Origin of the sequence: Amycolatopsis rifamycinica (assembly GCF_000695625.1) — a bacterium.
GTDB classification, from domain to species: Bacteria; Actinomycetota; Actinomycetes; order Mycobacteriales; family Pseudonocardiaceae; genus Amycolatopsis; species Amycolatopsis rifamycinica.
On the sequence record NZ_JMQI01000028.1, the window covers coordinates 31483 to 44108 of the forward strand.

Here is a 12626-nt window from a genome sequence, read left to right on the forward strand (position 1 = left end):
GGTTGGTGCGATGGCAGTTTTGGCGCGCGGTGTTTCACGGGGCGGCGCGTGAGGTTTCACCCGCGTGAACTGTCCGCGCCCGGTTGTTACGGCCAGGTTTCCCCGTACCCCTCCTCGGGTGTCCGGTTGCGAAACGTCGTGGTCGAATATCCCCATGACACCGGCCGACCACGGGAATGACCCACTGCCACCCCGGGTCGTCGCGGCACTGCGGTGTTCGGTGTGCGGCGACCCGATCGGCGTAACGGGTCGCACGCTGCGTTGCGGGAACCGCCACTCATTCGATCTAGCCAAGCAGGGTTACGTGAACCTGTTGCACGCGCGAATCCCGGCCGGGACGGCGGACACCGCGCCGATGGTCGCCGCGCGCGCGGACTTCCTGGCGTCGGGTGTTTACGCGCCGCTGGCGGACGAGCTCGCCCGCGTCTGCGCGGACGCCGGCGAGCTGGTGATCGACGCCGGTGCGGGCACGGGGTACTACCTCGCGCGCGTGCTGGAGGAGTCGGCGGCGTTCGGCCTCGCGCTGGACGTCTCCGCGGTCGCCCTGCGGCGCGCGGCGCGGGCGCACCCGCGGCTGGGCGCGGCGGTGTGGAACCTCTGGGAGCCGTGGCCGGTCGGCGACGGGGTGGCGTCGGCCGTGCTGAACGTCTTCGCGCCGCGCAACGGGCCGGAGTTCCACCGCGTGCTGAAGCCCGGCGGACTGCTCGTCGTGGCCGCGCCCGCCCCGGACCACCTCGGCGAGCTGGGTGACCTGGTCCTCGCCGTCGACGAGCGCAAGGACGAGCGTCTCGACGCCACGCTCGGCGCGTACTTCACGCGCACGGATCGCACGCAGGTCCGGCGCGCGGTGGAGCTGACGCCGCGGCAGGTGCGCCAGGCGGTCGAGATGGGTCCCGCCGGGTTCCACCTGGACCGCGACGGCCGCCGGGAGCGCCTCGACGCGCTGGCGGAGTCCCAGGTCGTCACGGTGTCGTTCACCGTCTCCACGTATCGGAGGAAGTAGTGCAGCCCGGCTGGACCGTGTCCGCGACCCGGCTCGCGGACGAGGACTGGGTGCGGGCCCGCATCGGCGGCGCGGCGAAGCTGTACGGCTGCGCGCGGCCGGAGGTGCTGGGGACGATCTGGTGGTACTCGCTGTCGTCGGTCCTCGTGGCCCCGGCGGTGGAGGGCCTGGTGGCCGGGGGACCGGTCGATCCGTCCCTGGACGCCGTGGAGCTCGACCTCGTCGCCGACGGGCGGTTCCTCGGCGCCCGGTCGACCCGCGCCCTCGACGGCGGCCTCCCCGCGGTGGGCGCCGCGCTCACCGGCGCCCTCGGCACCGCGATCACCACCATCGCCGCCGTCAGCGGGGCCCGGGAGCGGGCGCTCGGGGCGATCGCCACCGACTCGATCGGCAACCGGCTGTTGTGGACGCCCGACCCGGAACGCGCGATGACCCTCGCCGAGCCCCTGATCGCCGCGATCGGCCTGGACCTGCCGAAGCCGCGTTTCGTGCGCGTCGGCCGCACTCCCGCCGTACGGCGTGCTTCGTGCTGCCTCATCTACGAAGTCGGCAACCCCAAGTGCGTCAGCTGCCCGCGTCAGACGCCCGAAGAGCGCGAAGCACGCCTTCGCGCGGCCCTGGGTTAGAGAACCGCCAGCTCCAGCGCGGCGAGCCGCTCTGGGTCGGCGATGACGTCGATGCCGGTGATCCGGTCGTCGCCGACGCGGAACGCCAGGACGACCGCCGGCCGCCCGTCGCGGACCATGAGCAGGCCGGGCGCGCCGTCGACCAGGACCAGTTCGCTGGCCCGGGCCCGGTCGGACGCCAGGATCGCGCCGCGGCGCACGCTCTCGACGCCGCGCAGCTCGATCGGCGCCGGGCTCGGGCCGGCGAACCGGTCGGCGTGCAGCACGACGTCCGGGTCGAGCAGGGCGAGCAGCGCTTCGAAGTCGCCGCCGCGGGAAGCCGCCAGGAAGGCTTCGACGACCTTGCGCCGCCGTGGCAGGTCCGCGTCCGCGGTGGCCCCGCCCTTCACCCGCCGGCGGGCGCGGCTCGCGAGCTGCCGCGCGGCGGCCGGGGTCTTGCCGAGCACCGGCGCGATCTCGTCGAAGGGCACGGCGAACATGTCGTGCAGCACGAAGGCGACGCGCTCGGCCGGGCCCAGCGCGTCGAGGACCACCAGCAGCGCCAGCCCGACGGTGTCGGCGAGCTCGGCCTCCTGCCCGGGGCCGCGGCGGTCGTCGTCCGGCTCGGGCCGCGCGTCCAGGGGCTCTTCGCGGTGGTTGCGGCGGGTGCGCAGCAGGGACAAGCACACCCGGGCGACGACGGTGGTCAGCCAGGCGGGCAGGTTGCCGATCTCGGCGGCGTCGGTGCGGTGGAACCGCAGCCACGCCTCCTGGACGGCGTCGTCGGCTTCGGCCGCCGAGCCCAGCATCCGGTGGGCGACCGCCCGCAGCCGCGGCCGCTCCTGCTCGAACCGCTCGGTCAGCGCGTCCACTGTGTCCTGTCCCTTCCGTCGGCCGGTCGTAGGAGTAGACCCCGCGAAGACGCGCGATGTGACCGGAACGGGAGTGATCCCGGTCATCCGGCGGCCGCGCGGCGGAGGACGCCGGAGAGCAGCGCCACGGGCTCGGACACCGGCCCCGGCAGCCGCGCCAGCACGACGCGCCGCCGCTCCGACGGGCCGCCGCGCACCTCCACCACCCGCACTCCCGCCGGCACCGCTTCGGCCAGCGAAGCGGGCAACGTCGTCAGCCCGCAACCCGCCGCGACCAGGTTCAGCTTCGCCAGCCAGTCGCGGGCCGTGTGGGCGATCTCGGGCCGTTCGTCCAGGCCCGGCCACACGCCCATCAGCGTCCCCTCCCCCGCCGACGGCCCGGCGATCCAGCGCTGCCCGCGCAGGTCGGCGACGTCGACCGGGCCGGCTCCGGCCAGCGGGTGTCCCGCCGGGACCGCGACGCGGAGGCTGCGCTCGGCGAGCGTCTCCAGGCGCAGCGCCGGCGTCTCGGCGTCCGGCGGGCGGAACGGCGGGACCGAGCCGAGCACGGCCAGGTCGATCGTGCCGGCGCGCAGCGCCCGGACGAGGACCGGCGTCGTGCCCTCCCGGGTGACCACGGTGACGGCGGGGTGCGTGCGCCGCAGTTCGGCGACGGCCCGGGGCACCAGCACCGCGCCCGCGCTGGGGAACCAGCCCAGGCGGACCGTGCCGGCGTCGGCGGGCAGCCCGGCCAGCTCACGCCCGGCCGCGTCGATCTCGCCGAGCACCGCGATCGCGCGCCGCAGCACGATGGTGCCGGCCGCGGTGAGGCGGACGCCGTCCGGGCGCCGCTCCAGCACGGGGGTGCCGGCCACCCGTTCGAGGGACGCGATCTGCCGCGAGACCGCGGACTGCGTGTAACCCAGCGCCGCCGCGGCCGCGGTCAGGGTGCCGCGTTCGGCGACCTCGCGGAACACGCGCAGGGCGACCAGGGAGACGTCACCGAAGTCCATGACGTCCACGCATACCAGGCATGCTTCTTTCTCGCTTTTCGCATGCCTTCCGCCGGCTTAGCCTGCCGCTATGACACGCATCGCCGTGGTGACCGGGGCCAACCAGGGCCTCGGCTTCGCCCTCGTCCGCGGGCTCGCCGCCCGGCTCGCTCCCGAAGACCTCGTCCTGCTCACCGGCCGCGACGCCGGCCGGGTGGCCGCCGCGGCCGCGCGCGTCGCCGCCGACCCGGCGACGCGCAGCCGGGTCGAAGGCCGCGTCCTCGACGTCACCGACTCCGCGGCCGTCGCCCGCTTCGCCGGCTCGCCGGTCGACATCGTGCTTTCGAACGCCGTCGGCCCGCTCGACCCGGGCCGCCCGCAGGCCGAGCAGGCCGACGTCTTCCTCGACGTCGCCAACAGCGGCACGCACGCGGTGCTGAGGTCGTTCGGGCCGGTCCTGCGGCCGGGCGGACGCCTGCTCGTCGTCGCCAGCTCGCTCGGCACCCTCGGCCACCTGCCCGAGCCGCTGCGGGCGCGCTTCGACGACGTCTCACTGGACGACGTCGAGAAGGCGGTCGAGGACTGGCGCGCGGCGATCCACGACGGCACGGCCCGGGCGCGGGGCTGGCCGGACTGGATCAACGTGCCGTCGAAGGTCGCCCAGGTCGCGGCGGTCCGCGCGGTCGCGGCGCGGCGCCGGGACGCCGACCTCGCGAACGGCACCCTGGTGGCGGCGGTCTGCCCGGGCCTGGTGGACACGCGCGCGTCCCGGCCGTGGTTCCGCGACTTCAGCCAGGCCCAGACCCCGGACGAAGCGGCCAGGGCGGTGCTGGACCTGGTGTTCGCGGACGTCGACCCGGCCACCTACGGCGAGCTGGTCCGGTTCGGGCGGGTGCTGCCGTGGCGGACTGGCCGGCCGCACCGGCACGAGGAGCTGATCGGCTGAGGAGCGGACCACCCCTCACAGCACGCAGAACTCGTTGCCCTCCGGATCGGCCATCACGATGTGGTCGGGGCGGCCGTCCAGCTCGTGCCGGCTCAGGACGGTCGCGCCCGCGGCGGTGAGCCGGGCGACCGCCTCGGCGACCCGCTCCCAGCGCGTCTCCCACGGCACCTCGCGCCCGCCGCCCGCCTGGACGTCCAGGTGGACGCGGTTCTTCGCGGTCTTGCCTTCGGGGACCTTGAGGAAGCTCAGGTTCGGCAGGACGCCCTCCGGATCGCCGAGGTACGCGCCGTCGTCCCACTCCTCCTCGGGCACGCCGTGCCGGGCGAACCACGCCTCCCAGCTCGCGAACCCCGGTGGGGGCGGCCGTTCGATGTAGCCGAGGGCCACCGCCCAGAACCTCGCCAGCGCGCGGGGTTCCGCGCAGTCGATCGTCACGCTCCAGCGCACCGTCACGGGGTGGAGCGTAGCCGCGCCCACGCCGTGAGAGGACGTGTCAATCGGGGGATGATGCGGTTACCGTGAACCACGATGAGTGAACGCAGCTGGGGCTTCCGGACCCGCGCCCTGCACGCGGGCGGCACGCCCGATCCCGCGACCGGCGCCCGGGCCGTGCCGATCTACCAGACCACGAGCTTCGTCTTCGAAGACGCCGCCGACGCCGCGAACCTCTTCGCGCTGCAGAAGTACGGCAACGTCTACAGCCGGATCGGGAACCCGACCGTGGCCGCCTTCGAAGAGCGGATCGCCAGTCTCGAAGGCGCGATCGGCGGGGTCGCCACCGCCAGCGGGCAGGCCGCCGAGTTCCTGACCTTCAGCGCCCTCACCGAGGCCGGGGACCACATCGTCTCCGCGAGCGGCCTCTACGGCGGCACCGTCACCCAGCTCACGGGCACGCTGCGGCGCTTCGGCGTCGAGACGACCTTCGTCAGCGGGGGCATCGACGACTACGCCGCCGCCATCACCGACCGGACGCGGCTGCTCTACACCGAGGTGATCGGCAACCCCGGCGGCGGCATCGCCGACCTCGCCGCGCTGGCCGACCTCGCCCACGCCCACGACCTCCCGCTGGTCGTCGACGCGACGCTGGCGACGCCCTACCTGTGCCGCCCCATCGAGCACGGCGCCGACATCGTGCTGCACTCGGCGACGAAGTTCCTCGGCGGCCACGGGACGACGCTCGGCGGGATCGTCGTCGAGTCCGGGAAGTTCGACTGGGGCAACGGGAAGTTCCCGCGGATGACCGAGACCGTCCCCAGCTACGGCGGCCTGAGGTACTGGGAGAACTTCGGCGAGTACGCGTTCTGCACCCGGCTGCGCGCCGAGCAGCTGCGGGACATCGGCGCGGTGCTGTCGCCGCACTCGGCTTTCCTGCTGCTGCAAGGCGTCGAGACGCTGCCGCAGCGGATGGACGCGCACGTCGCGAACGCCCGACTGGTCGCGGAGTACCTCGAGGCCGACCCGCGCGTGGCCTGGGTGTCCTACGCCGGGCTGCCGTCGCACCCGCACCACGAGCTGGCCCGGAAGTACCTGCCCGCGGGGCCGGGCGCGGTGTTCTCCTTCGGCATCGACGGCGGCCGCGCCGCGGGCGAGAAGTTCGTCGAATCGGTGGAACTGCTGTCGCACCTGGCGAACGTCGGGGACGCGCGGACGCTCGTCATCCACCCGGCGTCGACCACACACGCCCAGCTGTCGGAGGAGCAGCTCGCGGCCGCGGGCGTCGGGCCCGACCTGATCCGGCTGTCGATCGGCCTGGAGGACGTCGACGACCTCCTCTGGGACCTCGACCAGGCGCTGGGCAAGGCGGTGGCCGGATGACGCACAGCGTCCACGACACCGGCGCCGTCGAGCGGCGCGCGATCCTCGGCCGGACGAAGTCGGTGACGCTGGTCGGCGCGTCGGCCAACCCGGCGCGGCCCAGCTACTTCGTCGCGACCTACCTGCTGTCGTCGACGCGGTACGAGGTCAACTTCGTCAACCCGCGGCTGGACACGCTGTTCGGGAAGCCGGTCTACGCGTCCTTGAAGGACGTGCCGGGCGGCCTCGACCTGGTGAGCGTGTTCCGCAGGCACGACGACCTGCCGCAGGTGGCCGAGGAGGTCATCGACGCCGGCGCGCGGACGCTGTGGCTGCAGCTGGGGCTGTGGCACGAGCCGGTGGCCGGCCGGGCGCGCGAAGCCGGGCTCGACGTCGTGATGAACCGGTGCGTGAAGATCGAGCACGCGCGGTTCGCCGGCGGGCTGCACCTGGCCGGGTTCAACACGGGCGTGATCAGCTCGCGGCGGCAGTCGGCGCCCTGAGCCGTCCGGGAAGAGAACGGCCGTTCCCGCGGTTGGCCCGGATATGACCTTGGGCATCACGTTCTCCGGCGGCCCGACCGCCCTCCTGGAACTGGGTGGCGTCCGGCTGCTCACCGACCCGACCTTCGACGCGCCCGGCGATCACCCGTCCGGCCCGCGCGTGCTGGTCAAGACCGAGGGTTCGGCGCTGACCGAAGAGGCGATCGGGGTGGTGGACGCGGTGCTGCTGTCGCACGACCAGCACCCCGACAACCTGGACGACCGCGGCCGCGCGTACCTGGCGAGGGTCCCGTTGACGCTGGTCACCCCCAGCGGAGCCGCCCGGCTCGGCGGGACGGCCCGGGGTCTGGAGCCGTGGGAGCCGGCGCGGGTCGGGGCGCTGACGGTGACGGCGGTGCCGGCGCTGCACGGACCGGAGGGCGCTTCCCGGGTGACCGGGGACGTCACGGGCTTCGTGCTGACCGGCGACGGGCTGCCGACGGTGTACGTGAGCGGGGACAACGCGTCGGTGGAGCTGGTGCGCGAGATCGCGGCGCGGTTCCGGGTGGACGTCGCGGTGCTGTTCGCCGGCGCGGCCCGCACGGTCCTGTTCGACGGGGCACCCCTGACGCTGACCAGCGCCGACGCGGTCGAGGCGGCGAAGGTGCTGGATGCGGCGAAGGTCGTTCCGCTGCATTTCCGGGGCTGGCAGCACTTCAGCGAGGGCCCGGACACACTGCGGGAGGCCTTCGAGGCGGCGGGGCTGGCGGACCGGCTCGTGCTGCTCGAGCCCGGGCAGCACGCGGAAGTCTGAGACCGCGAAGGCGGCCGGGCTGGTCGACCGCCTCGTCCTGCTCGAGCCCGGGCAGCACGCGGAGGTCTGAGACCGCGAAGGCGCCCACTCCGGGCTGCGCGGGCTTGCCCCACCCCGGCCCTCCGCGCGCGCCCGGAAAGACGGCTCGCGCCCCGGAGGGTCGGAGGCCTGCCGCGGCCGGTTGTGCGTGGTAAGCCCTCCTTACCACGCACGACCCGGGGCAGCGGGCAGGTCCGGCTGCGGGGCGTGAGAGGGTGGCGGCATGGCCAAGCCGACCCCGCTGCAGTTCCGGAACATCCTCGTCGCCGCCCTCGCGGCGGCGGGCTTCGTCTGGAGCGTCGTGGTGGGCATGCAGTGGTGGGTGAGCGCGATCATCGGCTGCGCCTGCGTGCTGTCGCTGGCCTCCGCGTACCTGAACCGGCCCGGCGCGAACTAGCGCGTCTTCGCGAATCGGGCTTCGAGGTTCGTGCGGCCCGCTTCCGTGAGCCGCCCGAACAGGCGCAGCCGGGCCAGGCCGCCGTCCGGGTAGATGTCCAGCCTCGCCTCCGTCACCTCCGGGCCGTCCGGGAGCGCGAAGCGGTGGCGCGTGTCCGGCTGCAACCGCGTCTTCGGCAGCAGCGGAACCCACTCGCCGTAGGTTTCCCGGCCGCTCACCGACGCCCAGCCCGGCGCGTTGCCCTTCAGGTTGCTCGTGTCCAGCTCGACGAACCGGACGATCCCGGCACCCGCCAGGCGCAGTGTCACCCAGTCGTTGCCGTCGTCGCGACGGCGGGCCGTCTCCCAGCCCTCCGCCTGGTGGGCCGCCAGCCCCGGCGACAGGATGTTGTTCGGCGACGAATAGAACCGGTTGCTGCAGCCCGTGACGATCGCGCCGTTCTCCAGCGCCGCCAGGTCGAGCGCGGCCAGGTCGAGCAGCGCCGGGTCCGGGATCGGCGCGCCGTGCACGCGCAGGCGCGCCACTCCCCCGTCCGGGTGCTGCGTCAGCCGGACGTGCGTGTAGCGCCGGGAACCGTTGATCGCGTAGAAGTTCTCCGTGTGCCCCGACGCCGGCGCGCGGTCGACCAGGACGTCCCACTCGGCCGCGGCCACCTCCGCCGCCGACGGGTAGCCCGGCAGCGACGTCGCCTCGACCGAGACGAACGGCGGGTAGTTGCCCTCGAAGAACGCCGTGTCGACGATGACGCCGGTGATCGTGCCCGCCAGGCCGAGCCGCACGATCGCCTGGTCGTCGCCCGGTTCGCGGTGGCGCCGGGTCTCCCAGCCGTCGTAGACCTGGCCCTTCGGGCCGAACGTCTCCGCGCGGTGCGCCGGCGGCCACGGGTTGACCAGGTTCTCCTTCTCGGCGAACAGCTCGTCGGTCGCCCACATCACCGTGCCGCCGAAGCAGCGGGACGCCAGATCGGGCAGTTCTGTCCACTCCGGACGGTCGGACACCTGGGCCTCCATTTCAGCAGTTCCCCCGGGTCAGCAGCGCGCCGCGCGGCTCGTCACCGGTGATTTCGGTGCCCCGCAGCCAAGTCGAGCGGACGACGCCGGCCAGCGGACGCCGGTCGTAGGCGCTGACCGGGTTGCGGTGCTTCAGTTTCGCGACGTCGACCACGAACGCCTCGTCCGGCGCGAACACGCAGAAATCGGCGTCGTAGCCGACGGCCAGGTGCCCCTTGCGGCGCATCCCGGCCTGCGCGGCCGGCCGCTCGGCCATCCAGCGGGCGACGTCGGTGAGCGTGAAGCCGCGCTGCCGCGCCTGCGTCCAGACCGCCGGCAACCCCAGCTGCAGACCGGAAATGCCGCCCCAGGCGAGCCCGAAGTCGCCGCTGTCGAAGCGCTTCAGCTCCGGCGTGCACGGCGAGTGGTCGCTGACGATCGTGTCGATGACGCCGTCGGCGAGGCCCTGCCAGAGCTGCTCGCGGTTGGCCGCCTCCCGGATCGGCGGGCAGCACTTGAACTGCGTCGCGCCGTCGCGGATCTCCTCGGCGACGAAACTCAGGTAGTGCGGGCAGGTTTCCGCCGACAGCCGGACGCCGTCGCGGCGCGCCTCGGCGATCAGCGGGAGAGCGTCCGAAGAGGACAGATGCAGGATGTGCGCCCGGGCGGAGTGACGCTTGGCCGCCTCGATGACGTGCGAGATCGCGAGGTTTTCGGCCTGCCGCGGCCGCGAGCGGAGAAAGTCGACATAACGACCTCCGTGGGGCTCCGGCGCTTCGTCGATCTCGTGGGCGTCCTCGGCGTGCACGATCATCAGCGCGTCGAAGGAACTCAGCTCCCGCAACGCTTCGTCGAGCCCGGCCGGGTCGAGGGGCGGGAACTCGTCGACGCCGGAGTGCAGCAGGAAGCACTTGAAGCCGAACACCCCGGCATCGTGCAGGCCGCGCAGATCGCCGGTGTTGCCCGGGATCGCCCCGCCCCAGAACCCGACGTCGACGTGCACCCGGCCGGCCGCCGACGTGCGTTTGACCTCCAGCGCGGCGACGTCGACGGTCGGTGGCAGGCTGTTCAGCGGCATGTCCACGATGGTGGTCACCCCGCCCGCCGCGGCCGCACGGGTCGCCGTCTCGAAGCCCTCCCACTCGGCGCGGCCGGGGTCGTTGACGTGGACGTGCGTGTCGACCAGCCCGGGCAGCAGCACGACGTCGTCGCCGAGATCGAGGACACGGTCGCCGGCCAGCGAGGCGCCGCCGGGTTCGACCGCGACGATCCGGCCGCCGTCGACGCCGACGGTCGCGGGGACCTCGCCCTCGGGCGTCACGGCCCGGGCGGCGCGCACCACAAGATCCATCCGAAAGCCCTTCTGCGGGAGGATGACCACCGCCGATTTCACAGAACGGAAAGGCGGTTTCGCACAACGACAGTAACCACGGCGCGCGCCGCTCGTCAACGACGGACGCCGCACGTTACGGTCATCTTCGTGCGGCTTGAGGCGGAGTTCACCAGCGAACCGTTCCACGGCGAGGGTTCGCCGCCCGAACACGCCGTCGCCGCCCGGGACGCCGCCGCGGAAGCCGGGCTGGACACCGATTTCGGCCCGCTCGGCACCCTCGCCCGCGGCGAAGCGAAGGAGCTGCTCGAAGCGCTCCCGGCGATCGCGAAGGCCGCGCTGGAGGGCGGCGCCACGCGGGTCACGCTGCAGCTGCGCCGGGCCGACGACCCCGGCGGCGCGCCGGTCGTCGAATTGAACGACGCCCTGGCCCGGCTCATCGCCGACGTCGAGCGCGAACTGGGCGCCAAGCTGGGCGAACTCGACCGCGCGGGCAAGCAGCGCGCGGTACGGCTGCTGCGCGAACGCGGCGCCTTCGGGTTGCGGAAATCCGTCTCGTCGGTGGCCGACGCGCTGGGCGTCACGCGCTTCACCGTCTACAACTACCTCAACCGGGAAACGGACTGACCAGCGCTTTCAACAAAATGTTGACGGAATTCCGGCACCGACGTACGGTCAGCACGTGCTGCTCACCGAGTTCAACACCACCGACGTCCGGCCGCTGCTGACGGCGTGCCTGGCCGTCCCGCGCTGGGTCGACGCCGTGCTCGCCGGACGGCCGTACGCCGATCTCGACGCGCTGAAGGCGGCCGCCGACCTGCCGTTGAGCAGCGACGAGATCCGCCAGGCGATGGCCGCGCACCCGCGGATCGGGGAGAAGCCGGCGGACGGCTGGGCGCGCTCCGAACAGTCCGGTGTGGACAATCCGGACGCCTTCGCCGCGGCGAACGCCGAGTACGAAGCCAAGTTCGGCCACGTCTACCTCGTTTGCGCGAGCGGCCGCAGCGGCGACGAGCTGCTGAAGATCCTCCGCGAGCGGCTGGCCAACGACCCCGGGACCGAACTGGCCGTCGCCGGCCGTGAACTGCTGAAGATCGCCGAACTCCGGCTCGCGAAAGCGGTGACCGCGTGAGTCTCGTGACCACCCACGTCCTCGACACGGCGGCCGGGCGCCCCGCGGCCGGGATTGCCGTCCGCTTCGAGACCGCCGAGGGCGAGCCGATCGCCGAGGGCCGGACCGACGAGGACGGCCGCATCCGCGACCTCGGCCCGGAAAGCCTGGCGCCGGGCCGCTACCGCCTGATCTTCGACACCGGCGCGTACCTGGGCCCGGACGCGTTCTTCCCGGAGGTCGCGCTCACCTTCCGGATCACCGACGGGAGCGCGCACCACCACGTGCCGCTCCTGCTCAGCCCGTTCGCCTATTCGACCTACCGAGGGAGCTGACCGTGGCCATCACCCTGGGCCCCAACCAGTACGGCAAGGCGGAGGTCCGCCTGGTCACGGTGCGCCGCGACGGCCCGGTACACCACCTGAAGGACCTCACGGTGTCGACGTCCCTGCGCGGCGAGCTGGCCGCGACGCACCTGACCGGCGACAACGCCGGGGTGCTGGCGACCGACACGCAGAAGAACACGGTGTACGCCTTCGCGAAGGAAGCGCCGGTCGGCGAGATCGAGGACTTCGGCCTGCGGCTGGCCCGGCACTTCACCGGCATGCAGGACAACATCACGGAAGCCCGCGTCAAGATCGACGAGCACGGCTGGGACCGCATCGCCGTCGGCGGCGAGCCGCACGACCACGCGTTCAGCCGGTCCGGCGACGAGCGTCGCACGACGGCGGTGACGGTCCGGGGCGACCGCGCGTGGGTGGTGTCCGGCATCGACGGCCTGACCCTGCTCAAGTCGACCGGATCGGAGTTCCACGGGTTCCCGCGCGACCAGTACACGACCCTCGCCGAGACCGGCGACCGGATCCTGGCCACCGCCGTCACGGCTCGGTGGCGTTACCAGGGCGGGGACATCGACTGGGCGGCTTCGCACGGCGAGATCCGGCGGGTGATGCTGGAGACGTTCGCGACGAAGCACAGCCTTTCGCTGCAGCAGACGCTGTACGCGATGGGCGAGGCCGTGCTGACGGCCCGCGAAGAGGTCGCCGAAGTCCGGCTGTCGCTGCCGAACAAGCACCACTTCCTGGTGGACCTGAGCCCGTTCGGGCTGAAGAACGACAACGAGGTCTTCTACGCGGCGGACCGCCCGTACGGCCTGATCGAGGGCACGATCCTGCGCGACGACGCCGAAGACCCCGGCCCCGCCTGGGACCTCCACTGACTCCCCGGTAAGCGCCCCCGTCAGCGCCCCGGGCAGCGCCCACCCTCCCGGGGG

At 73.3% G+C, this 12626-nt stretch carries 16 protein-coding genes; 11 read left to right on the plus strand and 5 right to left on the minus strand.

From position 1 onward, the window contains the following. Positions 1-154 precede the first annotated feature (154 nt). Together DV20_RS14575 and DV20_RS14580 are read left to right on the plus strand one after the other, a co-directional pair. Complete coding sequence (locus DV20_RS14575) at positions 155-1003, plus strand: putative RNA methyltransferase (RefSeq protein WP_063607810.1); 849 nt, start codon at positions 155-157, stop codon at positions 1001-1003. Next, complete coding sequence (locus DV20_RS14580; RefSeq protein ID WP_043780408.1) at positions 1003-1629, plus strand: (2Fe-2S)-binding protein; 627 nt, start codon at positions 1003-1005, stop codon at positions 1627-1629. Before DV20_RS14575 ends, DV20_RS14580 begins: the two co-directional genes overlap by 1 nt. Here DV20_RS14580 and DV20_RS14585 read toward each other — a convergent pair. Then, positions 1626-2480, minus strand: coding sequence for a sigma-70 family RNA polymerase sigma factor (locus tag DV20_RS14585; protein WP_043780410.1), 855 nt, complete (start codon positions 2478-2480; stop codon positions 1626-1628). The genes DV20_RS14580 and DV20_RS14585 overlap by 4 nt on opposite strands. An 83-nt stretch (positions 2481-2563) precedes the next feature. Beyond that, positions 2564-3472, minus strand: coding sequence for a LysR family transcriptional regulator (locus tag DV20_RS14590; protein WP_200876437.1), 909 nt, complete (start codon positions 3470-3472; stop codon positions 2564-2566). Positions 3473-3542: 70 nt separating this feature from the next. On the opposite strand from DV20_RS14590, the gene DV20_RS14595 reads away from it, so the two are divergent. Next, positions 3543-4397: an SDR family NAD(P)-dependent oxidoreductase gene (locus DV20_RS14595; protein ID WP_043780412.1), complete on the plus strand. Its 855-nt coding sequence runs from the start codon at positions 3543-3545 to the stop codon at positions 4395-4397. A 15-nt stretch (positions 4398-4412) separates the two neighbouring features. Here DV20_RS14595 and DV20_RS14600 read toward each other — a convergent pair whose 3' ends face one another. Next, complete coding sequence (locus DV20_RS14600; protein ID WP_051736007.1) at positions 4413-4850, minus strand: VOC family protein; 438 nt, start codon at positions 4848-4850, stop codon at positions 4413-4415. 75 nt (positions 4851-4925) lie between these two features. Between DV20_RS14600 and DV20_RS14605 the strand changes: the two genes are divergently transcribed. From DV20_RS14605 to DV20_RS45870, 4 genes are all read left to right on the plus strand, one after another. After that, a complete protein-coding gene (locus DV20_RS14605; RefSeq protein ID WP_043780414.1) occupies positions 4926-6212 on the plus strand; it encodes an O-acetylhomoserine aminocarboxypropyltransferase/cysteine synthase family protein in 1287 nt (428 codons plus the stop codon). Further along, positions 6209-6694, plus strand: coding sequence for a CoA-binding protein (locus DV20_RS14610; RefSeq protein ID WP_043780415.1), 486 nt, complete (start codon positions 6209-6211; stop codon positions 6692-6694). The genes DV20_RS14605 and DV20_RS14610 overlap by 4 nt, the downstream gene beginning before the upstream one ends. A gap of 43 nt (positions 6695-6737) precedes the next feature. Continuing rightward, on the plus strand, positions 6738-7487 hold the full coding sequence (locus DV20_RS14615) for an MBL fold metallo-hydrolase (protein WP_043780417.1): 750 nt from the start codon (positions 6738-6740) through the stop codon (positions 7485-7487). A gap of 262 nt (positions 7488-7749) precedes the next feature. Beyond that, positions 7750-7923, plus strand: coding sequence for a hypothetical protein (locus DV20_RS45870; RefSeq protein WP_167344380.1), 174 nt, complete (start codon positions 7750-7752; stop codon positions 7921-7923). On the opposite strand, the gene alc is transcribed toward DV20_RS45870, so the two are convergent. Both alc and allB read right to left on the minus strand, forming a co-directional pair. Then, the gene (alc, locus tag DV20_RS14620) at positions 7920-8933 is read right to left on the minus strand and encodes an allantoicase (protein WP_043780419.1); all 1014 of its coding nucleotides are present in this window, start codon (positions 8931-8933) and stop codon (positions 7920-7922) included. The two genes, DV20_RS45870 and alc, sit on opposite strands and share 4 nt — an antisense overlap. A gap of 1 nt (position 8934) precedes the next feature. Next, a complete protein-coding gene (allB, locus tag DV20_RS14625; RefSeq protein ID WP_043780421.1) occupies positions 8935-10263 on the minus strand; it encodes an allantoinase AllB in 1329 nt (442 codons plus the stop codon). A gap of 129 nt (positions 10264-10392) precedes the next feature. On the opposite strand from allB, the gene DV20_RS14630 reads away from it, so the two are divergent. Genes DV20_RS14630 through pucL form a run of 4 tightly spaced genes read left to right on the plus strand, consistent with a single transcriptional unit; the run spans position 10393 to position 12572 of the window. Next, positions 10393-10869 (plus strand): helix-turn-helix domain-containing protein, encoded by a 477-nt coding sequence (locus DV20_RS14630; RefSeq protein ID WP_043780423.1) that lies wholly within the window; start codon positions 10393-10395, stop codon positions 10867-10869. A gap of 55 nt (positions 10870-10924) precedes the next feature. Further along, the gene (locus tag DV20_RS14635) at positions 10925-11374 is read left to right on the plus strand and encodes a 2-oxo-4-hydroxy-4-carboxy-5-ureidoimidazoline decarboxylase (protein WP_043780426.1); all 450 of its coding nucleotides are present in this window, start codon (positions 10925-10927) and stop codon (positions 11372-11374) included. Next, positions 11371-11688: a hydroxyisourate hydrolase gene (uraH, locus tag DV20_RS14640; RefSeq protein WP_043780428.1), complete on the plus strand. Its 318-nt coding sequence runs from the start codon at positions 11371-11373 to the stop codon at positions 11686-11688. The genes DV20_RS14635 and uraH overlap by 4 nt, the downstream gene beginning before the upstream one ends. A 2-nt stretch (positions 11689-11690) precedes the next feature. Then, complete coding sequence (pucL, locus tag DV20_RS14645) at positions 11691-12572, plus strand: factor-independent urate hydroxylase (RefSeq protein ID WP_043780430.1); 882 nt, start codon at positions 11691-11693, stop codon at positions 12570-12572. The last annotated feature ends 54 nt before the right edge of the window (positions 12573-12626 follow it).